Annotated in this window: 15 protein-coding genes; 6 read left to right on the plus strand and 9 right to left on the minus strand. The window is 71.6% G+C overall.

Annotated features, from left to right (window positions below; translation table 11 throughout):
- From A3CE_RS0119650 to A3CE_RS0119660, 3 genes are read right to left on the minus strand one after another with little or no spacing between them, the layout of a single operon-like run.
- Complete coding sequence (locus tag A3CE_RS0119650) at positions 1-1,266, minus strand: RNA polymerase sigma factor (protein ID WP_020641820.1); 1,266 nt, start codon at positions 1,264-1,266, stop codon at positions 1-3.
- A gap of 39 nt (positions 1,267-1,305) precedes the next feature.
- Entirely contained in the window at positions 1,306-1,653 is a 348-nt protein-coding gene (locus A3CE_RS0119655) for a YciI family protein (RefSeq protein ID WP_020641821.1), read from the minus strand.
- Positions 1,654-1,657: 4 nt separating this feature from the next.
- The gene (locus tag A3CE_RS0119660; protein WP_020641822.1) at positions 1,658-2,083 is read right to left on the minus strand and encodes a YciI family protein; all 426 of its coding nucleotides are present in this window, start codon (positions 2,081-2,083) and stop codon (positions 1,658-1,660) included.
- 114 nt (positions 2,084-2,197) lie between these two features.
- Between A3CE_RS0119660 and A3CE_RS0119665 the strand changes: the two genes are divergently transcribed.
- From A3CE_RS0119665 to A3CE_RS0119675, 3 genes are all read left to right on the plus strand, one after another.
- On the plus strand, positions 2,198-3,211 hold the full coding sequence (locus A3CE_RS0119665) for a small ribosomal subunit Rsm22 family protein (protein WP_043790946.1): 1,014 nt from the start codon (positions 2,198-2,200) through the stop codon (positions 3,209-3,211).
- A 103-nt stretch (positions 3,212-3,314) separates the two neighbouring features.
- Complete coding sequence (locus A3CE_RS0119670; RefSeq protein WP_020641824.1) at positions 3,315-4,643, plus strand: sensor histidine kinase; 1,329 nt, start codon at positions 3,315-3,317, stop codon at positions 4,641-4,643.
- A gap of 56 nt (positions 4,644-4,699) precedes the next feature.
- Positions 4,700-6,016, plus strand: a complete 1,317-nt coding sequence (locus tag A3CE_RS0119675) for a DUF2079 domain-containing protein (RefSeq protein ID WP_020641825.1) — start codon at positions 4,700-4,702, stop codon at positions 6,014-6,016.
- Positions 6,017-6,159: 143 nt separating this feature from the next.
- Here A3CE_RS0119675 and A3CE_RS0119680 read toward each other — a convergent pair whose 3' ends face one another.
- The 4 genes from A3CE_RS0119680 to A3CE_RS0119695 all read right to left on the minus strand — a co-directional run bounded on the left by A3CE_RS0119680 (position 6,160) and on the right by A3CE_RS0119695 (position 11,576).
- On the minus strand, positions 6,160-8,706 hold the full coding sequence (locus A3CE_RS0119680) for a CHAT domain-containing protein (RefSeq protein ID WP_020641826.1): 2,547 nt from the start codon (positions 8,704-8,706) through the stop codon (positions 6,160-6,162).
- A 166-nt stretch (positions 8,707-8,872) separates the two neighbouring features.
- Positions 8,873-9,358, minus strand: coding sequence for a hypothetical protein (locus tag A3CE_RS0119685; RefSeq protein WP_026468666.1), 486 nt, complete (start codon positions 9,356-9,358; stop codon positions 8,873-8,875).
- Positions 9,355-9,930 (minus strand): RNA polymerase sigma factor, encoded by a 576-nt coding sequence (locus tag A3CE_RS0119690; RefSeq protein ID WP_020641828.1) that lies wholly within the window; start codon positions 9,928-9,930, stop codon positions 9,355-9,357. Before A3CE_RS0119690 ends, A3CE_RS0119685 begins: the two co-directional genes overlap by 4 nt.
- Positions 9,927-11,576, minus strand: coding sequence for a S8 family peptidase (locus A3CE_RS0119695; RefSeq protein WP_026468667.1), 1,650 nt, complete (start codon positions 11,574-11,576; stop codon positions 9,927-9,929). The genes A3CE_RS0119690 and A3CE_RS0119695 overlap by 4 nt, the downstream gene beginning before the upstream one ends.
- Positions 11,577-11,769: 193 nt before the next feature.
- Between A3CE_RS0119695 and A3CE_RS0119700 the strand changes: the two genes are divergently transcribed.
- Together A3CE_RS0119700 and A3CE_RS0119705 are read left to right on the plus strand one after the other, a co-directional pair.
- Positions 11,770-14,967 carry an RHS repeat domain-containing protein gene (locus A3CE_RS0119700; protein ID WP_020641829.1) on the plus strand — a complete coding sequence of 1,066 codons (3,198 nt, stop codon included), beginning with the start codon at positions 11,770-11,772 and terminating at the stop codon, positions 14,965-14,967.
- Positions 14,968-15,132: 165 nt separating this feature from the next.
- The gene (locus A3CE_RS0119705; protein ID WP_020641830.1) at positions 15,133-17,970 is read left to right on the plus strand and encodes an alpha-L-fucosidase; all 2,838 of its coding nucleotides are present in this window, start codon (positions 15,133-15,135) and stop codon (positions 17,968-17,970) included.
- Between the two features lie 186 nt (positions 17,971-18,156).
- On the opposite strand, the gene A3CE_RS0119710 is transcribed toward A3CE_RS0119705, so the two are convergent.
- Complete coding sequence (locus A3CE_RS0119710; RefSeq protein ID WP_020641831.1) at positions 18,157-19,389, minus strand: S53 family peptidase; 1,233 nt, start codon at positions 19,387-19,389, stop codon at positions 18,157-18,159.
- Between the two features lie 261 nt (positions 19,390-19,650).
- On the opposite strand from A3CE_RS0119710, the gene A3CE_RS0119715 reads away from it, so the two are divergent.
- Complete coding sequence (locus tag A3CE_RS0119715; protein WP_020641832.1) at positions 19,651-21,972, plus strand: chitobiase/beta-hexosaminidase C-terminal domain-containing protein; 2,322 nt, start codon at positions 19,651-19,653, stop codon at positions 21,970-21,972.
- A 19-nt stretch (positions 21,973-21,991) separates the two neighbouring features.
- Here the strand turns inward: A3CE_RS0119715 and A3CE_RS0119720 are convergent, their stop codons facing one another.
- Entirely contained in the window at positions 21,992-22,984 is a 993-nt protein-coding gene (locus A3CE_RS0119720) for an erythromycin esterase family protein (RefSeq protein WP_020641833.1), read from the minus strand.
- Positions 22,985-23,000 lie beyond the last annotated feature (16 nt).

Below are 23,000 nucleotides of genomic sequence, written 5' to 3' on the forward strand. Positions count from 1 at the left end.
TCAGCGGCCCACCGCCGTCGCGCGATCCAGTAGCAGGGCGCGTTCGCGGGCGTTCTCGGTCATCTTCGCCGCCCGCCGGAACTCCTGCTCGGCCTCCTCAAGCCGGCCCAGTTTCTGCAACAGGTCGCCGCGGACGCTGGGGAGCAGATGGTACTCCTTCAACGCCGGGTCGCCGGCGACCGCGTCGACGACCTCCAGGCCCGCCGACGGCCCGTACGCCATCGCCACCGCGACCCCGCGGTTCAGCTCGATCACCGGGGACGGCTGGAGCTGGCCGAGACCTTCGTAGAGCGCGGCGATCCGCGCCCAGTCCGTCTCCGACGCCGTCCGGGCCCGCGCGTGGCAGGCCGCGATCTCCGCCTGGGCGGAGTACGGCCCGTACGCGCCTTCGGCGAGCTGCTCCGACAGGGCCAGCGCCGCGAGGCCGTGCTGGATCAGCAGCCGGTCCCAGCGGGAACGGTCCTGGTCCAGTAGCAGCACCGGCTCGCCGTTCGGGCCGATGCGGGCTTTCGCCCGGGACGCCTGGAGCTCCATCAGCGCGACCAGGCCGTGCACCTCCGGCTCGCCCGGCATCAGCCCGGCGAGCACGCGGCCGAGCCGCATCGCCTCCTCGCACAGCGCCGGCCGCATCCAGTCGTCGCCGCGGGTGGCCGAGTAACCCTCGTTGAACACCAGGTAGAGGACTTCGAGCACGGACGACAGCCGCGCGACCCGCTCGTCGCCCTCCGGCACCTCGAAGGGCACCTTCGCCGCGGCGAGGGCCTTCTTCGCCCGCACGATCCGCTGCGCGATCGTCGATTCGCGGACGAGGAAGGCGCGCGCGATCTCGTCGGTGGTCAGGCCGCCGAGCATGCGCAGCGTCAGCGCGACCCGCGCCTGCGTGTTCAGCACCGGGTGGCAGGCGACGAACAGCAGGCGCAGGACGTCGTCCTCGATGTGGTCGTCGAGCGCGGCGTCGAAGTCGGGCAGCACCCCCTCGCCGAGCTGCTGGTCGCGCCCGACTTCCTCGAGTTTCTCGGCGTACCGCTCGTTGCGGCGGAACTGGTCGACCGCGCGGCGCTTGGCGATGGTCATCAGCCACGCGCCGGGGTTGCGCGGCACGCCGGACTCCGGCCACTGCTCCAGCGCCGCGACCAGCGCGTCCTGCGCCAGTTCCTCGGCGAGACCGACGTCGCCGCGGGCCATCCGGGCCAGGCCCGCGATGAGCCGCGGCGCCTCGATCCGCCAGACCGTTTCGACCGTTCTGTGGGCGTCCGCTACCGTCACCCGGCCATCAGACAGGGTGATCCGGCGCGGTGCAACCCACTAGCCGTCGACCGGGCGGATCTCCAACACCCCGCTCGGCGCGTCGAAGCACGGCGCGCGCTTCATCAGCTCGACGACGTCTTCGAGCGATTCGCCGTTCAGCAGCCAGACTCCGGCGATCAGCTCCTTCGTCTCCGCGAACGGCCCGTCGATGACCTTCGGTTCCGCGGCGCCTTCGAACAGCACGCGCACGCCGTCCGAACTCGGGGTGAGCCCTTCGGCGAACACGATCCGGCCCTCGGCGAACAGCTGGTCGTTGAACCGCGCCATCGTGGCCAGCTCGTCGGCGCTGGGTCCGATCCCGGCTTCCGAATCGGCGTTGGCCTTCACGATCACCAGGAATCGCACGGCGTCACGCCTCCCCGGCGGACTGCGCCCGCAGCCTGCCTTCCAGTTCGGCCACTTCCGGCGTGAGGTGCTCGAAGTCCGACGCCTCCGCGACCCGCCGGATCTCGACGACGCCGGCCTGGCCGTCGGGGTTGGGCATCCGCTTGATCCATTCGACGCACTCGTCGCGGTCACGGCACTGGAGGATCCAGAACCCGCCGACGAGCTCCTTGGTCTCGGCGAACGGGCCGTCGACGACCTTGGGCTCTTCGGTGCTGGAGAAGACGATCCGCGCGCCCTGCGAGCTCGGCGTGAGGCCCTCGCCCGCCAGCATCACCCCGGCCTTGACCAGCTCTTCGTTGAACTTCGCCATCTCGGTCAGCAGCTCGGCGCTGGGGCCATTGCCCGCCTCGGAATCCTCGTTCGCCTTGACGATCACCATGAACCGCACAGCGGTCTCCTTTCGTTCGTTCTCGCCTACGCGTCGAACGGCCACGCGCCGGATCGACAGCCGCCGCCGGAAAACTTTTCGCGCCGGAAACTAGCAGCTCCGGGCCGCCCCGGGATGGACAATCCGGACAGGGGAGAATCGGCAGCCGTGGCGGTTCTCCCCAATGACCTTTCCTCCGCGCTCGACGAAGAGCTGGCCAGGCACCCCGTGGCCCGGCTGGCGCAGTCCGTCGACCGGCTCAGCACGCGCTATCGCCAAGGTGACGCGGCGACTTCACCGATCCTCAATTCCGAAGCCGACGTCGCCGCGTACGCCGGCTACCGCATGCCGGCGACCTACGCGGCTGTACACGCTGTGCTCGCCGAAGCCGCTTCACGCGCTCCGGGCTTCGAGCCGCGTACGCAGATCGACGTCGGCGGAGGCACCGGGGCGGCGGTGTGGGCGGCCGCGGCGGTGTGGCCGTCGCTGGCGAAGTGCACGGTGCTGGAGCAGGTCGCCGGCGCGATCGGGCTCGGCAAGCGGCTCGCCGCGGGCGCCGGGCTCGCGGCGGTCCGGGACGCGGAGTGGCGGCGCGGGTTCGTCGACCCGGCGGCGCCGTCCCCGGAAGCCGACCTCGTCACGCTGTCGTACGTGCTCGGCGAGCTGCCGGACGGAACGCGTACCGACGTCGTGCGCTGGCTGGCGGCGAAGGCCGGCACGGTCGCGCTGATCGAGCCGGGCACCCCCGCGGGTTACGAGCGCATCCGCACCGCCCGCGCCCAGCTGATCGAACTCGGCTTGAGCGTCGTCGCGCCGTGCCCGCACGACGCCGCGTGCCCGATCGTGCCCGGCGAGGACTGGTGTCACTTCGCCGCGCGGCTCCCGCGGTCGGGGCTGCACCGGCGGCTGAAGGCGGGCACGCTCGGGTTCGAGGACGAGAAGTTCGCGTACGTCGTCGCGAGCCGGTCCGCCCCGGACCGGCCGGACGCGCGGATCATCCGGCACCCGAAGAAGCACAAGGGCTGGGTGGCGCTGGACCTCTGCACGGCGGACGGGCTGAAGCCGGGGGCGGCGGTCTCGAAGAAGCAGGGCCCGCGGTACCGGGCGGCCCGGGACGCCGAGTGGGGCGACGGCTGGTCTTCCCCCTGAGCCCATGTCCGTGAATGGCACATTGAGGGACATAGAGTCCCTCAATGTGCCATTCACGGACTCGGGATCCGTGGCAGGTCGAGGCGGCGGTTATCTTCGGCGGATGACCCGGTTCCTGCCCCGGTCGACCCGGGTGCGGGTCGCCCTCTTCGCCGCGCTCGCCTCGGCGCTCGTGCTCGGTCTCGGCTCGTACTGGTTCGTCCAGTCGCTGCGAAGCGGCCTCGAGAACAGCGCGCGGGCGTTGGCGAACGACAAGGTCTACGCCGTGCTGGCCCTGCTCAACTCCGGTGTCGCTCCCGCCGACGTGCCCAAGCAGCTGGAAAAGGGCGGCGGGTACATGATCAGCAAGGAGCCGGTGAACCGCTGCTCGACCGGCCTCCCGGACGTGCCGTTCCAGGGCCGCGCCCAGGTGTTCTCCCCGAACTGCGTCATCGCGATGCCCTACGGCGAAGCAGACCAGGTGTACGTCGGCTCGGCCACGGCGAACCAGCGGTACTACGTCGACGCGGCCGAGTTCCTCGACCCGATCGGCCTCCAGACCGTGGACACGGCCGAGCGGATCCTATGGGGCGGCGTGCCCGCGGCGGCGCTGTTCATCGGCGGGGTCGCGTGGTTCGCCGTGCGGCGGTCGCTGCGCGCGGTCGGCGCCATCCGCGCCGAAGTGGACGGCGTGCGCGCGGCCGACCTCGGCCGGCGCGTTCCGGTGCCCGACTCCGGCGACGAGATCACCGCGCTCGCCGTGACGATGAACGAGATGCTCGCCCGGCTCGACCGGTCCGTGCGGCGGCAGAGCCAGTTCACCGCGGACGCGTCGCACGAACTGCGGACACCGCTGGCGTCGCTGCGCACCCAGCTCGAGGTGCAGCTCGCCCACCCGGACCGGCTCGACTGGCGCCGCAGCTGCGAAAACGCCGTGCTCGACGTGACGCGGATGGAGGCGCTGACCGGGGATCTGCTGCTGCTCAGCAAGCTGGACGCGGACCAGCACGCGCGGCACGAGCCGGTCGCCCTGGCGGACCTGGTGACCCGGCACGCCGCCGCGCGGCTTCCCCGGGACGGCGTCGAGGTGACCACGGAAATCGAGGCCACACCGGTGGTCCGCGGCCACGCGGGACGGCTGGAGCGCGTCCTGCGCAACCTCGCCGACAACGCCGAGCGGCACGCGAAGAGCCGCGTGACGATCACGCTCACCGCGTCCGGCGGCCAGGCCGTCCTGTGCGTCCAGGACGACGGCCCCGGCATCCCGGCCGAGGACCGCGAGCGCGTCTTCGACCGTTTCGTGCGGCTCGACGACGACCGCGCCCGCGAAGACGGCGGCTCCGGGCTGGGCCTGGCGATCGCCGCGGAGATCGCGCGGACGCACAGCGGCACGCTGAACGTCGCCGACAGCGTGTCCGGGGCCCGGCTGGAACTCCGCTTACCGCTTGCCTGAAGGCTTCTTCAGCTCGCTTAAGCTTCCGTTCAGCGTGGCCGCACGAGCATCCCGCCATGCTGATCGATCTCGCGCCCGTCCCCGGGCGCACGCGCGAAACCCGCGCGATCCCTTACGTCGTCGCCGCGGTCGCCTTCGCCGGGTATGCCGCGTGGTCGCTGCAGCGGCTCCGGACGTTCGACGCGAGCGGGTTCGACCTGGGGATCTTCGAACAGGCGGTGCGGTCGTACGCGCACGGGCACTGGCCGGTGTCGGACCTGCTCGGCGCGGACCGGCCGACGCTCGGCGACCACTTCCACCCGATCCTGGCGCTGCTCGCGCCGTGCTACCTGCTCTGGCCGTCGCCGGGTTGTCTGCTGGTCGCCCAGGCCCTGCTGTTCGCGGTGTCGGCGGTGCCGGTGACGCGGTGCGCGGTCGAGCTCCTGGGTGCGCGCCGGGGTGCGGTCGTCGGCGCCGGGTACGTGCTGTCGTGGGGTCTGCTGTCCGCCGTCAACTTCGACTTCCACGAAATCTGCTTCGCCGTCCCGATGCTGGCCTTCGCCGCCGAGCACCTGCTGCGCGAGCGGTGGCGGGCCGCGGTCTGGTGCGCGCTGCCGCTGGTGCTGGTCAAGGAGGACCTGCCGCTGACGCTCGCCGCCGTCGGCGTGGTGCTGGTGCTCAACCGGCAACGGCGGCTGGGCTGGACGGTGATCGTCTTCGGCGTCGTCACTTCCGCGTTGCTGTTCCTGGTCGTGTTGCCGGCGCTGAACCCGGCGGGCGCCTACGCGCACAACGGCGGCTTCAACCCCTTCGGCGGGGCGATCGTCAAGGTTTCGATGCTGCTGGCGTTGCTGGCACCGACGGCGTTCGCGGCCCTGCGGTCGCCGTTGCTGCTGCTGGCGGTGCCGACGCTGCTGTGGCGGCTGGTCTCGGCGAACGACCGCTACTGGGGAATGGGTTACCACTACAGCGCCGTGCTGATGCCGATCGTGTTCCTCGCCGGCGTCCACGGCGCCCGGCGGCTCGCGCGCTATCTGCCGGCGTGTGCCCTGCTCGTCGGGCTGGGTTCGTTCGGCCTCCAGGCGGCCCACCTGACCAGCGGCGTCTGGACCCCGTCGCAGCGGGACGGCATCGACGCGGTGCTGGCGCGGATCCCGGACGGCGCGACGGTACTGGCGTCCAACCGGCTGGCCCCGCGCCTGACGTCTCGGTGCACGGTGCTGTTCTTCGACGGCGTGACGCCGCTGCGGCCGGAGTGGGTGGTGGTCGCGAACCCGGAACAGTCGTGGCCGACCACGCTGGCGACCAAGGCGGCCGCGGTGACGGAGCTGGAGAGCACGGGGTACCTGCGCGTCGACGGGACGGACTCCGTCGTGCTGCTCCACCGTGAGTAGGAAACTCGCAGCGGTAACCGGCCAGTCGGGGGGCGTGCCGGCCGGTTACCGCCGCACCGAGGAAGAGGGGACCTCGCGCCAGGAATGACGCGCGGCCCGGCGCTTCACCCGATCGAGTGACGAGGGTGATCCAGCCACAAGCGTCAGCTGCGGCCGAAGCAGACGAACGGCATCAGCGGTTCGGCCCGCGCCGCGTCGGCCAGGGCACGCGCCGGGGGCGTGCCCGCCGACAGGGCCCGGTGGAAGGCCAGCATCACGCCACCCGCGGTGCGGTCGTCGACCCGTGCCACGCTCGAGACCACCGTGCGGCTCCCGCCGTAGAGCAGCGCCGCCGTGAACCCCAGGACTTCGTCGCCCGCGCGGACGACCGCCTGGCCGACGTCGCACGAGGACAGCACCACCTGCTCCGGCGCCGTCGCGAGCTGCTGGACGTCGTAGGCCATCAGCGGCCCGTCGGCCAGGTTGAGGCGGGAGAACAGCACGTTCTCGTGCTCGTGGTGGCCGTGCGCGGCGAAGTGCGCCAAACGGCAGCCGTCGAACGCCTTGAGCGTCGCCGCGACCGTCGCGTCCGGGCCGGTCAGCACCTCGGCCTCCGGGTAGAGCGGGGCCAGCAGCGCGACCTCGGCTTCCGCGTGCCGCAGGTCCGAGCCCGCGACGAGCAGGGGCGCGCCACCGGCCCGGCGGGGACGGCGGCCCGCGTCGAGCCAGGCCGACGACGACGGCGTGACCGTCACCGGGCGGCCGTGCAACGTCGGCAGCAGCCCCCACGGGATCGCCGAAAGCGCGCCGGTCGGCACGACGACGACGTCGAGGTCGCCGAGCCGCGAAGCCAGCGGCGCCAGCAGGATCGCGTCGAGCGCGATGACCTGCGTCCGCACGGACCGGCGGACGACCTGGTCCAGCTTCGAGGGCAGCTGCCGTCCGCACAACGCGTCGAGGTCGCTGTGCAGCCGGGCGACCGGCTCCGCGACGGCCGACGCCGGGCCGAGCTCGACCAGCGCGACGCGGTGGTCGGCGATCACCTGCGCGCACAGCGCGCCGTGGTCGGCGAGGAAGCACACCATCGCGCTGCCGGTGGCCGCGAGCTCGTCGCCGATCTCGCCGAGCTTCGCCTCGGGATGATCCTCGTCGGTCCCTTCGGCCTGCCAGCCCTTGGCGCGGATCTCCCGTTCCAGCGCGGCACAGCGTTTCACGGCCTGGGGGTCCGGCTTGCCGGCCAGTTCGCCCAAGCGGATCTGCTTCGACAGGTACCGCAGCTCGGCGACGGCGTCGACGGTCCCCGGGTGGGTGGGCGGGCGCACCGGCCGGAACCGGAACGCCTGCGCGCGCGACCGGTCGAGCCAGCGGAACACGACCCCGGGCGAGCGCTGGGCCATGGCCGCGGTCAGGCCGGCGTCGGCGAGTTCCTTGCCCAGTGACGTCGTCCCGGTCTGCAGGTCGACGCTGCCGAACCGGCTGCGGTGGCGCTGCAGCTGCGTCAGGCCGGCCCGGGCGTTGGCGAAGGTGATCCGCCGGTGACCGCTCGCGGCGCCGAGCTCGGCCAGCGCGAGCCGTCGCACCAGGCGGTTCTCCAGCGGCGCGGTCCGGCGGTCGCGGGGCGCGATGGCGGCGCGGGCGCCGTCCAGGTCACCCAGGACGATCCGGGCCCGCGCGGCCAGCAGCGCGGCGATTTCCGCGTCGTTGCGCAGGCCCAGCCCGGTGAGCCGGCCGGCCAGCGCGGTCGCCTCCGCGGCGACGCGGGCGATCCGCCGTCCGGCCGCGAAGTCCGCGCGCAGCACCGTCAGCTGCGCCACCGCGGCCCAGGTTTCGTTGTCCCGCCGCCGAAAGCGGCGCTCGGCCCGCACCGCCCAGCTCCGCGCGGTCGACGGCTCGCCGGCCGCCAGCGCCGCCAGCGCCCTGGTCAGCTCGGCCTCGGCGTGTTCCTGGTTCATCCGCAGCCGCGGGAACTGCTCGAGCGCCGCGTCCAGTTCGGCGGCGGCTTCCTGCGGCAGCCCGGCGGCGAGCAGGGCCCGCGCCTTGTCGACGGCCAGCACCGGCAGCATCCCGACGCTCTGCTCGGCGTAGAACCCGCTCGCCGCGTCGAAGTCCCTGAGCGCGCCCGGGATGTCGCCGGTCAGGACACGCGCCTGGCCGCGGCCATGGGCGGCTTTGGCGAAGATCCTGGCCAGGCCCTCTTCTTCGGTCTGGCCGGCCCCGATCTGCTCGCACTGGTCGAGATCGGCGAGCGCCGGCCGGACGCGCCCGGCGTACTGGTGCAGCATCGCGCGGTTGAGCAGCGTCCTGGCGAGCACGACGAACTCGCCGGCCTGCCGCAGCAGCGGGATCGCCTCGTCGAAGCACACCAGTGCCTCGTCCATCCGGCCGATCAGGATGAGCACGAGACCCCGTTGCTGGCGCAGGATCCCGCGCCCGGCGTCCGACACGAGGACGTCGGCTTCGTCGAGCAAGGCCAGCCCGCGGGCGCTGTTGCCCAGCGCCGTTTCGACGGCCGCGTACGTCCCGAGCACGCGCGTCGCGAGGTCCGGCCAGGACGGCCAGTCCGGCGGCGGTTTCGTCGCGGGCAGGCCGAGCAGCCGCGCGGCCGAGCGGATCAGCCGCCCGCCGACCACCGGCTGCCCGTCGTTGGTCGCCGCGACCGCCCGCCGGTGCAGGTCGCGGACCCGGTCTTCGACCTTCGCGGACGCGACCAAGGGCTGACCTTCCGGCCGGGGCCGTCCCCCTCGGCCGAGAAGGACGTCCCGGATGGTACCTCCACAGCGCCCCGCGGCAGACCGGCTGCGGATGCCATGAACGACTCTTTCCTGTCGTCGGACGCGGTGAACGACTCGTTCATGACATTCCGGCCCCGGGCCCGGGCTACAGCTCGATGGCCGGCGTGCTCACCGTCCTCGAACTCCCGCACGTCCGCACCAGCACCTGCACCATCCCGTGCGGCACGCCGCTCACGGCGAACCGCCCCTCTCCGTCCGAAGTGGTCGTCAAGGTGCCGTTCTTGGTGCGGACCTCGATCGGGTGCTCGGCCGGCGGGGTGAGCCAGCCGTCCAGGCGCATCGACCCGCCGGGCTCCGGGCTCACGTTCACCATGATGGTGAGGCTTTCGCTGTCGAAGGTGATGAGCCTGCCCTGCTCGGCGGCACTCCGGGCGGTGGCGAGTCCCTCCTGTTCGCGGATCCGCATCACTTCCAGGTCGACGTCCTCCAGCTGGATCGCGAACCGGATCTGGTCCACCAGCGTGGCGGGCATCGGGTCGGCGTCTTCCCACAGCTCGCGCACTCCCGCCAATAGCCGGAGGTCGAGCTCGTCCAAGGGCTCGTCAGCACCTGGTGGTTCGACGGTGGTCACAGCCAATCTCCTTCGCCGTTGGCGAGTAGCTGCTCGCGCAGGCGCGCGAGACAACGTCCCCTGGTCGGGCCGATACTCCCCCTCGGCATTCCCAGCCGGACGCCGACTTCGGCGTAGTCCGGCCGGTGCACGAACGCCACGATCCGCAGCAAGCGGCGGCAGCGTTCGGGCAGGTTGTCGACCGCGCGCCACAACCGCGCGCGCTGGTCGTCGCGCAGCACCCCCTCCTCGGGTGCCGGTGACGCCTCGACAAGCCGCTCCGGGAGTTCCGGCAGCGGCCGTTCGACCTGGCGTTTTTCCCCAGTCCGCCAGGCTTCCCGTTTGGTGACGGTGATCAGCCAGCCGGTCAGCGCGACCGGCGAGCGGATCTCCGCGAACGAGCCGAGCAGGCGCAGCCACGTCGTCTGCACGACGTCACCCGCCTGGTCGGCGTTCAGGCCCTGGTCACGCGCCACCTGCCAGAGCAGCGGCGTGAGCAGGATGACCAGTTCGTCCAGCGCCGCGCGGTCGCCCTCCCGCGCGGCGCCGAACAGGACCGCGACGCGGCCGTGGTCGGTCCTGGCCACGTTCACAGTGAGCCCAGCGCGGTCCAGGCGCGCTTGACGACGGTGTCGCGGTCGACCGTGGCCAGGTCCCCGGACTGGAGCAGGGCCTTGCCGAGCTCGGCCGCGGCGAGCGGCGCGGCGAACGACGTCCCGTCCCAGACCGCGAAGCCGGCGCTGTAGTCGTCGGGGTCGAACGAGTTGCGGCCGAAGCCGGGCACCTCGTGGTCGGCGGCCGCGGTGCCGCGGACGTCGGTCGGGTACGTGCTGACGACGCCGGCGCCGGTCGCCCAGCAGCGCACCCACGGGCCTTCGTTGGAGAACAGCGCCTTGCTCGTGGCGACGTCGGGGTTGAGCGCGCCGACGCTGATCACCTGCGGGCCGCAGCCGCCGCCGAGCGGCTGGTCGGCGAAGGCCGCCGGGTAGAAGCGGCGGGTGGTGGCGTCGTTGCCCGCGGCGGCGACGACGAGCACGCCGAGGCCGAGCAGTTCCGCGATGACCGCGCCGAACTGGCCGGTGTAGGCGATGTCCGCCGGGTTCTCCTCGTAGTAGCCCAGTGACAGCGAAACGATGTCGACCATGTGCTCCGGCCGGTTGTTCGCCTGGGCATCGCGCACGCGGTCGGCCAGCAGGTGCAGGGCGAGCAGCACGTCGGCCTCGTACGCGACGCCGTCGCTGTGCACGACGCGGATCGCGAGGGTGTCGGCCTCGGGGCAGGCCTGCCGGACGATGCCGGCGATGAACAGGCCGTGCCCGGTGTCGGTGTCGACGTCGCCGATCAGCGGCTGGCCGGTCGTCGGCGCGTCCCAGTAGTCCGTCAGCAGCTGGGTGTGCAACGTGGTTCCGGACGCGAGCTCGGCCTGCAGGATCGCGGCTTGGATGCCGGGCGCGACGATGAGCCCGGCACCGGCGGGCGGCGGCCCGCTGCGGTCGGCCAGCCCGAACCACGGGTGCGGGCCGATGCCGGTGTCCAGCACGGCGATCACCGGGCGCCGGTGTCCGGGCTTCTCGCTGCGGTAGGGCGGGGCCGCGGCCAGCGTCACCGGGATCCGGTTGGCGCCGCGCGTGCGCCCGTAGGAGCTGCCCGCGCCGAACCCGCTGGTCTCCCACGGCGTGCCGCCGAGGCCGCTGGTCTCCCACGGCACCCCGCCGAACACCGGCGTCGTGAACAGCAGGTGCTCCGGCGAGGTTGCGGCTGCAACATCTGGGTCGAGCTCGGGCCGTTCGCCCGCCGCGGCGGACCGCAGCAGCTGCAGGGCCTTCCAGCAGTCGACGACGACGGGGCCGGAGTCCTCGCGGACGTGCAGCAGGGCACGGACCGGGAGCTCTTCGAACTGCCGGGCGCGGGCAAGCTCCTTTACTGCGGCGCTGTCGCCACCGCGGTCGGCCGGTTCGCAGGAAAGGCCGATGCGGGCGAGCACGCCGTTGATCGCGGCCAGGGTTTCCTGGTCACGCAGGTACCGCTGGGGAATGAGGAACACGCCCGGCCGGTACACGGTCGTGCGCGGGACCGGCTGCCCGGCCGCGACGACGGCCGTCGCCGGGTCGAGCACGCGCGCGCCGTGCCGGTCGAGCACCTGCCGGGGCGGGGACGGGAGCTCGTTGAGCGTGCTCGCGTCCTCCGAAGACGCTTCAGCCACTTCCACCGTCTCGTCCCGCACGAGCCTGACGACCATCCGGTCCACCCTCCTACTGCCCCCGCGATTGATCAGGTCTGGCTCCCGGGAAAGACCGGTGAGCCGCAACCGGGATACGACACCGACGTCACGAATGCATAACGGTGACGGCAAACGGGTGAAGACGTATCTGGGGCGCCCGGCTCACCCACTTGGCCCTGGAGAAGTCACATATCCACGCGGGGAGATCACCATGGTTCTGCTCCGGTCGGGTGCGCCTGAGCCGGTCCGGCCCACACCGGTCGCCATGCCGGGCGGGGCTTTCACCCCGGATCCCGCGACCGGCGGTGGCCGTTTCCCGGTCCCGCTCGACCTGCCGCCCGGCCCCGGCGGCACCGCCCCCGCGCTCGCGCTGCGCTACACGACCGGCGCGCCCGGCGGCCCGTTCGGCGACGGGTTCACGGTGCCGCTGCCGCACGTCCGGCCGTCCGGCGGCCGCGCGCGACCGGGCACGGAAGGCCGGCTCGCCCGCGTCGGCGACGGCTTCGTGCTCACAACCCGGTCGGGCCTCCGGCACTTCCTCGCCCCGAGCGACGGGTCCGCCTGGTACCTCGAACGGACCGAGGACGCGCTGGGCGCCATCACGACGTTCGACTGGGCGCACCACAGCGGGCAGGCCTACCTCTCGCGCGTCTCCTACGGACCTTACGAAGTGGACTTCACGTACGAGCCGCGGCCGGACGTGCTGCGCTGGGGCCGCGGCGGCACCCTCGTCACGACGGCGCTGCGCTGCGCCCGGATCGACCTGCGCGTGCCGGGGAACGCGCGGCCGCTCGTCCGGCGGTGGGTCTTCGGCTACGACCTCGACGACGTCACGGGCGCGTCCCTGCTGACGTCGGTGGCGCTCACCGGGTTCGACGCGCACGGCGCCGAAGCGGCCGCGCCGGTGCTGCGGCTGGCCTACGCCCACCCGGAACCCCCGCCCGCGCGGCGGGTCCAGGTCGCCGCGCGGGCCCGGGCCGGACAGGGCGTGCTGCTGCTCGACGCCGACAGCTCGGCGCCGTACTACTCCCTCGAAGACCTGCCCCGGACCGGGCGGCTGAGCGAGATCGACAACGGCATCGGGCTGTGCACCGGGATCGAGTACGCGATCGCCGAAACGGTCCCGGTGGTCCGGCGCGTCTCGCTGCGCGAACCGGCGACGGGCCACGTCGGTGTGACCGAGTTCGAGTACCACGACTGCCGGTTCGGCGACACGCGCGCGTTCACCGGGTTCGGCCGGGTCGTCCAGGACGAGCTCGGCGACGAGTACGCGCCGACGCTGCGGACCGTGCGCTGGTTCGGCGCCGGCGGGCTCCTGAGCAAGGAGGAGACCTACGGCCTCGACGGCTCACCCGCCGAGAACCGGCCGTACCGCCGGGTGGAGCACACTCGCCGTCCACAGTGGACACGTGCGGTGACGACGGAGTTCGAGCGGCGGGAGACGCCGGTTTCGGTCACCACGACCGACACGGCCTTCGACGCCGCCGGGAACCCGACTCGGGAGGTGGAGACGATCGAGCGGCCCGGCCGTGCCCCGGTCGTGCGCGAGACCCGGACGACGTACGCGACCGACGCCGAACGCCGGTTCGCGGCGCTGCCCGCACGGGTGCGCGAGGTGGACGGCGCCGGGAAAGTGTTGTCGGACAAGGTGTTCCGGTACGACGAAGAACCCGACGGGACGGCCGGTTCGCACGGCGTCCTCACCGCGCGGGAGGAGCTGGTGCTCACCGACGCGCTCGTCGCCGGCGTCTACGGCCGGGTGCCCCCGGACTTCCGGCACCACGGCTACCACCGCCGTTCCGGCGAGGACGGCTGGTGGGTCACGACGTTCCACGGGCGGCTCGACACCGTCACCGGGCTGCGCACGACGACGACCGACCCGCTCGGCCACACCCGCGAGCTGCGGTACTCGGCCGACCGCTGTTTCCCGGAGGCGGACACGGACCCGCTCGGGAACGTGACGGTCACGCGGTACGACGTCCGGACGGCGGCGGTCTGCGAGCTGGTCGATCCGGCGGGCGCGGCGACCACGGTGACCCACGATCCCCTGGGCCGTCCCGGCACCGTCGTCCGGCCGGGTGACTCGGCGGACCTGCCGACGCTGCGGTACCGCTACGACCACAGCGGGCCGGTGCGGGTCACCACCGAGCAGCGGGCGGTGTCCGGCGAGGCGGAGGTGCTGGTGACCGCCGAGCTGCGCGACGGCGCCGGACGGCTGCTGGAACGCCGGCACGCCGACCTGCTCGGCGACGTCGTCGACGAGCGCCACGAGTACTGCGCGCGGGGCCTGGTGTGCCGGACGAGCCGCGGCTTCCGGGACGGCGACCCGCCGCCTCCGCCGTCGGAATTCCACTACGACGCGCTGGGCCGCCCACTCACTTCCAAAGTTCGTGATGGCCACCTTGAGGAACTTAAAGTTCCTCAAGGTGGCCATCACGAACCGCTCCGGGACCTGCTGGGGCGGGAGCTGCGTGGCGCGGACGGCGTCGTGCACGTCCGGGACGCGGCCGGGAACGCCGTGGAGGCGCGGACTCCGGACGGGCACACGGTGTTCCGCGTGCACGACGCGGCCTCCCGGGTGGTCGCGGTGCTCGTCGACGACCCGCGCGGCACCCCGGTCACGACGTTCACCCACCACGACCGCGGGCTGCCGGTGCCGCACGGCGCGGGGCCGCACAGCTGCGGGCGCCTGGTGCGCGTCACCGACGAATGCGGTGAGACGTTCTTCGGCTACGACGCGCTCGGCAACCCGGCCGAGAAGCGCTGGCGCCCGGCGCACGTCGCCCTCGAGTTCCGCCTCGACGTGCTGCGCCGGGCCGACGGGCGGCCGGCGGAGGTCGTGCACCCCGACGCCGGCGACGGGCGGCTGACCGTCCACCACCAGTACGACGAGGTCGGCAGGCTGGTGAGCGTGCCGGGGTTCGTCGACGCCGTCCACTACGACCTGCGCGGCCACCGCATCGCGGTGTACTACGCGAACGGCGTCAGCGAAATCGTCGCCGACGGGCGGCACGTCGTCACCGGCCCGGGTGGCTGGCTGCGCGAGCTCGAGCCCCCGGCCGAAGCCCCGGAACCGCCGTCGGGGAGCGAAATCCGCGACGCGTTCGGCCGGCTGCGCGGGGTCCACGGCGACGACGGCGTCAACGCGCTGTACAGCTACGACCACACCGGCCGCCGCGCCCGCACCCTGGTCACCGACAGCACGCGCATCCACGAAGTCCTGACCCCGGACGACCTGTACGCCATCGAGGACGGCGAGCTGGTGGTCGTGGTGGCGGACGCGGTACGCCAGTACCCGGACGGCAGACGGCGGTACCTGCACTTCGCCGACGGGGGCGGGATCGCCCTGGTCACGGACGAAACCGGCGCGGTGGTCGAGGAAGACACCTGGCCGGTCCCGACGCCGTGAACCCGAGCACCGAGAACGGATGGCCCTCCCGCGTCGCCACGACTTGACGTTTCGCGGCCAGAAGTGGTGACAGATCGGACGACTGTGTGCCGGTGAGCGGTATCTGCCCTTGACGTATGAGATATGACGAATAAATCATCGGATCTCTCCGGACGAGGAGGTCCTTTGAGAATCCGACTGCTTGCCTGCCTCGCTGCCGCCGTCGCGCTGGTGGCGAGCCTGGTCAGCCCCGCGAACGCCGAGCTCTACCACCCGCGCCAGGACTGGCTGCGGGCCTCGACGGCCGGGCTGTTCCTGCACTGGGGCATGTTCACCGCACCGCGGCACACCGACTGCGCCGCCTGGGAGCACGACGTCACCGACGGCGGCTGGACGCCGGACTACTGGATCGACGAGGCGAAGAAGCTGGGCGCGTCCTACGTCGTCCTCACCACTTTCCACAGCCGGCTGGGGTACGCGCGGCCGTGGCCGTCGAAGATCCCCGGCAGCTGCTCGACGCAGCGCGACTTCCTCGGCGAGCTGATCGCCGCGGGCAACGCCAAGGGCGTCCGCGTGATGCTCTACATGACCGACGACCCGCAGTGGCACAACGAAACCGGCCACGAGTCGCTCGACTCGGCCGCCTACTCGGCGTACAAGGGCAAGCCCGTCGACCTGACCACCCGCCCCGGCTTCGGCGAGTTCAGCTACGACCTGTTCGACGAGGTCATGGACCGCTACTCGGACCTCGCCGGGTTCTGGATCGACAACGACAACGAGTACTGGGAGCAGCACGGGCTCTACGAGCACATCCGCGAGAAGCGGCCGTCCTGGTTGCTGAGCAACAACAACGAGGACACGCCGATCATGGACACGGTCAGCAACGAGCAGAAGACCGGCATGACGCCGTCGTACGACTACCCGCAGGCGGTCTACACGCCGATGCCGCGGCTCACCGAGGCCGACTACAAGCTGCCGACCAACGGCGACTGGTGGTACAGCGGCGGCGACCAGGCCGTCGACTTCCGGCTCTCCACCGGCCGCTACATCACGAACGCGGGCTCGTCGATCAAGTCGCTGATGGCCGAAACCGCCATGCTGAACGGGAAGTTCCCGCCGCAGCAGGAGGCGTTCAACAACTTCATGGCGTCCTGGGCGCAGCCGATCAAGGAGTCACTGCAGGGCACCGAAGGCGGCGGCTACATGTACGGCGGCCTGCAGCCCGGCTTCTGGAACGACGGCGCGCACGGCGTGATCACCGTTCGTCCCGGCGCCAAGACGCAGTACGTGCACGTCGTCACGCGGCCGTCGACGAACCTGGTTCGCCTGCGCGACAACGGCTACCGCGTCACCGGCGTGTCCGACCTGCGCACCGGCAAGCCGATGCGGTTCGCGCAGTCCGGCGGTTATCTGTCCATTCTGGACATCACGAGCTGGGACGACTACGACACGGTGTTCAAAGTGGACACCGCGGGTCAGCAGTACTTCTACGACAAGAACACGATCAAGGCGACCGCGTCGGCGAACGGGTCTTCAGCGGCGAACCTCGTCGACGGCAGCTACCTGAACTACTGGGACGCGGGCGGTCAGCAGCCGGTCTCGGTGACGCTGGACCTGGGCCGGAAGCGGTCGACGGCGTACCTGGCGGTGCACGAACGCGAATCGTCGCCGACGTACGCACGCGAGTCCTTCGGCCGCGCCGAGGATTCCGCGCGGATCAAGGACTACCGCGTCCACGCGAGCGACGACGGCAAGAACTGGCGCACGGTGCGTACCGGGGCGCTCCCCAGCGCCCGCGGGGTGCAGTTCATCGACGTCGGCGAGGTGCACGCGCGGTATCTCGAGCTCGAGGTGCTGAACACGTGGTCCGGGCCGCAGGCCAAGCCGTTCTTCCACCAGCTGGCGCTCGACGAGATCGACGTCGCCTACGGCTATCCCGACCCGCGCGGCGAGGTGCCGCTGGAAGCGGAGTCGTGGCGCAACGGCTTCGAGGGCAAGGCGTCGCCGGTGTGGTGCGAGGCGTGCTCGGGCACGAACGAGGTGACCGGCCTCGACCGCGGCGCGGTGGTCTTCCGTGACGTCCAGGCCGCGGGCCCGTCCCGGCTGCAACTGGACACGACGGGATCGGGTTCGCTTTCGGTGAGCGTGAACGGCGGCGCGCCGATCGCGGTCACGGTCCCGGCGACCGCCCCCGGTGTGGTGACCTCGACGGCGATCCCCGTGCCGCTCACCGCCGGAGCCAACACGATCAAGGTGTCCGGCACCGCCGCCCTCGACCGGATCGCGGTGGCGCCGCTGCCACCCGAGTCGTACACGCCGAAGACGACGTTGACCGTGCAACCCGCCGGCGTGCAGTGGGTTTCGCCGGGTCAGCAGTCGCTGAAGATCACCGCGTCGCTGCGGCTGGACGTCGACGACCCGATCGGCCAGGTGTCGCTGGCGCCGGTCGTCCCGGCGGGCTGGACGCTCCAGGGTGACGCGGTGACCGCGGCGAACCTGCGGCTCGGGCAGGTGCTGAGCGGGTCCTGGACGGTGACCGCGCCGGCCGCGCAAGCCGCGACCATCCCGGTGACGGCGTCGTTCACGACGCTCGGGCGGGCCAAGTCGGTGAGCAAGCCGGTGCAGGTGAAACCGCGCCCGGCGGACCGGGTGTTCATGCGTGAGGCGGAGGACTCGGCGAACGACATCGGCGACGCCGGTGTCACGAGCTGCTCCCCCTGCTCGGGCGGGCAGAAGGTGCGCAACATCGGGGGCAGCCCCGGCGCGGCGATCACGTTCCCGGAAGTCACGGTCGGCGCGGCCGGGCAGTACACGCTGTACCTCGACTTCACGGTCAACGGCGACCGCTCGTACTTCGTGTCCGTGAACGGCGGTGCGCCCGCGGAGGTCAAGGTCAGCGGCGTCGGGAACAACACGCCGTACACCACTTCGGTCCCGGTGACGCTGAACGCGGGCGCCAATACGATCCGGATCGGCAACGACCGCGCCGGCTCCCCGGATCTGGACCGGATTTCACTGGGTTAGCTCGCGCAGCACCCGGGCCGGGTCGATGTCTATGGCGGCGGCCGTGCCCGGGTGCTCGCTCGGCGCGCTCCACGCGACCGACCTGACCGCAGCCCTCGGCGCCCCTTGCGGACAGCCCCAAGTCCGTGAAGGCCACCTTGAGGAACTCTATGTTCCTCAAGGTGGCCTTCACGGCTTTTGGCGAGGTCAGAAGCCGGAGGTGCCGTTCGGCGTGCCCAGGCCGGTCGGGCCGTCGTAACCGGCCACCGACGTGCAGAGGTACGTCCCGCCGCAGCTGCCGTTCGATCCCGACGTCACGTCGTAGAGCCCGCTGGTGTGCGCGTACGGGTACGAACCCGACGTGACCGAGTTGCCCGCCAGCGCGTACACGCTCGCGATCACCGGCGAGGACAGGCTCGTGCCGCCGACCTGCACCCAGCCGTCCGCGCCCTGGGCGAGTCCCAGCGACAGCAGGAAGTCACACCAGGACGAGCTGCCGCAGCTGTTGTACGTGTCGTAGACCCCGAGGCCGGTGGCCGGGTCCGCGACGGCCGAGACGTCGGCGACCGTCCGCTTCGTACACCCGGCGTCGTGCTGCCAGGCCGGCTTGGCCTCCAGCGTCGAACACCCGCTGCCGCTGCCCTTCCACGCCGTCTCCGACCAGCCGCGCGGGGTGCCGGCGGCCTTCTTCAGCGTCGTGCCGCCCACTGCCGTGACGTACGGCGACGACGCCGGCCAGCTGACGCCGTAGCCGGAGTCGCCCGAGGAGGCCGTGACGGCGATGCCCGGGTGGTTGAGGTGCGCGTCCGCGGCGAGGATCGTCGAGTCCTCGGAGCCGCCGTAGCTGTTGGAGATCGCCACCACGCCCGGCGTCGCCGCCGCCGTGTCGACCGCCGTCATCAGCGGGTCCGTGTCCGGGGAGTTGGCTTCCACCAGCAGGATGTGGCAGTCCGGACAGGTCGCCGACACCGCGTCGAGGTCGAGGCTGATCTCCTCGGCCCAGCCGTAGTCGGGCGCGGGCAGCGGGCTCGCCGCGCCGTTCTGGTTCACCTTCTTGAAGCAGCCGTTGGCCGTCGTGCACGGCGAAAGCCCGCGCGCCGACCGGAACTTCGCCAGGTCCGCCTCGGCGGTCGGCGCGTCCTGAGCGTCCACAATGGCCACCGTGCGGCCGTTGGCGTGCAGCCCGCCGAGGTTGTACGCGGCTTGGATCTCGGCCGGCCCGTACCCGACCGGCGTCGAGACGACCAGCGGGCCGTTGCCCTTCGGCGAGCGGATCGCCTTGCCGAGGCAGTGCAGCTTGCCGGAGGTGGCGCAGCCGAAGTTGACGACGCCGCCGCTCTGCAGCGGCGTGGCTTCGGCGGGTGCGGCGACGGCCACCGAAAGGGGGGCCGCGATCAGAGAGAGGACGACGAAGGACCGGAACAGCCGTGGAGGCGCCATGCCTACTCCTCGGTAGTGGACGAGGTGTGGCAGGGGATCGTCGCATGTCACCCGATCGCGGTCACCCGACGGAAGAATGTTTCTCGGTTCAGTCAATCGCCCACCGGATGGCAAACAGGACCAACGGTCACGAACCGTCTCCTCCAGTTGCGGGATTGGTCCAGACGAATGTTATGAAAAAGTGACTTGATCGCCACTGAGTGGGAGCTACTTTGTTGTGACTCGCAACAAATGCTTCTCCAACGGCGGAGGTGGCACGGCGTGAACCGGACCCTTGACAAGCTTCGACGACGCGGCCCGAGGTTCGCGCTCGTCACGTCCGCGCTGCTGGTGGCGGCGGGGCTCAGTGCCCCCGTCGCACTCGCCGCGGACGACTACACCCAAAGCGTCAGCCAGCCGAGCGCGACGCAGGTGCAGATCGACTTCACGCCGACGACCCCGGCGCTGTACGTCGACGTCCACTACACCGGCGTGCCGGGCCTGGGCCAGCAGAACGTCCGGATGGCCAACGGCTCCGGCACTTGGCGCACGACCGTCAACGGCGTGAGCAGCGGAAACGTGCTCGACTACTGGTTCACCTACGAAAAGAACGGCCCGCAGTACGACACGCCGCACTTCGGCTACACCGTGGGCGGCGGCTCGACGGCGGTCGCCGCGCCGACGTTCAGCCCACCCGGCGGCACCTACGCGAGCGCGCAGACGGTGACCATCGCCAGCGCCACCGCCGGCGCGAGCATCCGGTACACAGTGGACGGATCGACACCGACCGCGTCCTCGACGCTCTACAGTGGACCGATCAGCGTCCCGGCGTCCCGCACGGTCAACGCGATCGCGCTGAAGTCCGGTTCGGCGAACTCCGCGGTCTCGAGCGCGAGCTACACCATCGGCACCCAGGCGGGCTGCCCCACCCAGCCGGACACCCCCGACTTCGGGCCGAACGTGCGCGTCTTCGACCCGAGCATGTCCGCGGCGACGATCCAGGCCCAGCTGGACACCGACTTCAACAACCAGAAGGACACGCTGACCGCGCAGTTCGCCGAGCGGCGCGTCGCTCACCTGTTCAAGCCGGGCACCTACAACGTGCACGACAACGTCGGCTTCTACACCTCGGTCGCCGGCCTCGGCCAGAACCCCGGCGGCGTGGTGATCAACGGCGACATCACCGTGGACGCCTTCAACGCCTCCGACAACGGCGTCGCGCTGCAGAACTTCTGGCGGTCGGCGGAGAACATGGCCGTCAACCCCTCCAGCGGCAACGACCGCTGGGCGGTGGCGCAGGCCGCGCCGTTCCGCCGGATGGACATCCGCGGCGGGCTGCAGCTGTACCCGGCGAGCTACGGCTACGCCAGCGGCGGCTACATCGCCGACTCGAAGGTGTCCGGCCAGGCCGCGTCGGTGTCGCAGCAGCAGTGGTACACCCGCGACTCGTCGCTGGGGAGCTGGAACGGCGGCGTCTGGAACATGGTCTTCTCCGGCACCAGCGGCGCGCCGGCGAACACGTTCCCGAGCCCGCCGGAAACCACGCTGGCCACGACGCCGGTCTCGCGGGACGTGCCCTACCTCTACGTCGACGGCACCGGCAAGTACCGCGTGTTCCTGCCATCCCTGCGCACGAACGCGTCCGGCCCGAGCTGGGCGAGCGGCAGCACACCGGGCACGTCGGCGCCGATGAGCCAGTTCTACGTCGTGAAGGCGGGTGACACGGCCGCGTCGATCAACAACGCGCTCGCCGCCGGCTGCAACCTGTTCTTCACGCCGGGCATCTACCACCTGAACCAGACGCTCAACGTGACGCGGGCGAACACGACGGTCCTCGGCATCGGCTACCCGACGCTGGTGCCCGACAACGGCGTCAACGCGATGCAGGTGTCCGATGTGGACGGTGTCCGGCTCAAGGGCCTGCTCTTCGACGCGGGCACGACGAACTCGCAGGCCCTGCTCACGGTCGGCCAGTCCGGCTCGTCGGCTTCGCACGCTTCGAACCCGACGACGGTCCAGGACGTCTTCTTCCGCATCGGTGGCCAGCTCGCGGGCAAGGCGACGAACAGCCTGGTCGTCAACAGCAACGACACGATCATCGACCACATCTGGGCGTGGCGCGCCGACCACGGCAACGCGGGCACGGTCGGCTGGACCACCAACACAGCCGACACCGGTCTGCTCGTCAACGGTGCGAACGTGCTGGCCACCGGCCTGTTCGTCGAGCACTACCAGAAGTACCAGGTGATCTGGAACGGCCAGGGCGGCCGGACGATCTTCTTCCAGAACGAGATGCCCTACGACGTGCCGAACCAGGCGTCGTGGAACGCGCCTTCGGGCGTCGCGGGGTATGCCGCCTACAAGGTCGGGGCGAACGTGACGTCCCACGAAGCGTGGGGGCTGGGCAGTTACTGCTTCTTCGACACCAATCCGGCGGTGTCCAGCTATCACGCGTTCGAGGTGCCGAACAACGCCGGGGTGCGGTTCCACAGCCTGCTGACGGTGTCGCTCAACTACCGCGGCACGATCACGCACGTCATCAACGACACGGGCGGCACAACGCCTTCGGGCACGGTCCCGGTCAACGTGGTCAGCTACCCGTAACCGGTCTGCCGCCGCGGTGTCAGGCGATGTGCCACACCGCGGCGGCGCCGTCGAGCACGTCGGCGTCGAGGCCGAAGTAGCCGCGTTCGGGCTTGGTGTCGGTGCGCTTGCGGCCGTCCGGGAGGCCGGTCAGTTTCCAGGTCTCGGTGCCAGGCTGCAGCCGGCCTTCGTAGGTGTCCGGCTCCGGTTCGCCGAGGCCGATCGCGTCGCTGTGGCCGAGGCTGCCGGCGACGAAGGCGTATCGGTCGCCGAGCAGCGACGCGACGATCGCGCCCGCGCCGGCCCCCGAGCGTTGCAGGTGACCGTTGTGCGCGAACACCAAAGTCGGGCCGCGGCCCGCCTCCATGGCCCGGATGTCGAGGAGGTTTTCGGCCATGAGCACCGCGCGCAGGCCTGCGAGGCGCGCGATCCTCGTGTCCCGGTCGCCGGGTTGCGCCGACGCTGCGTGATAGCGGAGCAGGCCGCGCCCGGCGGTGGCGTGCGTCTTGGCCCGCCACCAAGCGGCGTCCAGCCGCGGCGCTCGGGTGTGGAGGGCGACGAGCAGGTCGTCGGCGAGCACCCGCAGCTCACGGGCCTCGGGTGACGCGCCCGGTGAAGCCGCCGGGTCGAGGATCGCCTCGGACCTGTTCCACCGCTCGTCGTCGCCGGTCAGGGCGGCGATGTCGACGTCGAGGCCGAGGTAGTCGCGGGCGTGTTCGAGGTAGGCACGCGGGCTGGGGGCGCTGAACATCTCGGTCGGGGCGTCGAAGCCGTGCAAGGTCAGCGGTTCGCCGGCGTGCTCGTTGTACTCGCGCAGCCACGCGATCAGCTGCCGGTTGGCGTCCACTTCGCCCAGGTTGTGCGAAAACCGGCCGTCGAGCGCGGCGACGCGATCGGTCTCGAGCGCGATCGACCGGAAGCCGTGCCCGGCCAGCCGCGCGAACAGCTCGTTGCGGATGCGCCCGATGGCCGGTTCGAAGTGCGTGGGCTCACCGAGCCCGAGCAGTTCGGCGGCGAAGTCCGTGATGTCCATGTGGTTGAATCGTATC

This window comes from Amycolatopsis balhimycina FH 1894, assembly GCF_000384295.1.
Classification (GTDB): domain Bacteria; phylum Actinomycetota; class Actinomycetes; order Mycobacteriales; family Pseudonocardiaceae; genus Amycolatopsis; species Amycolatopsis balhimycina.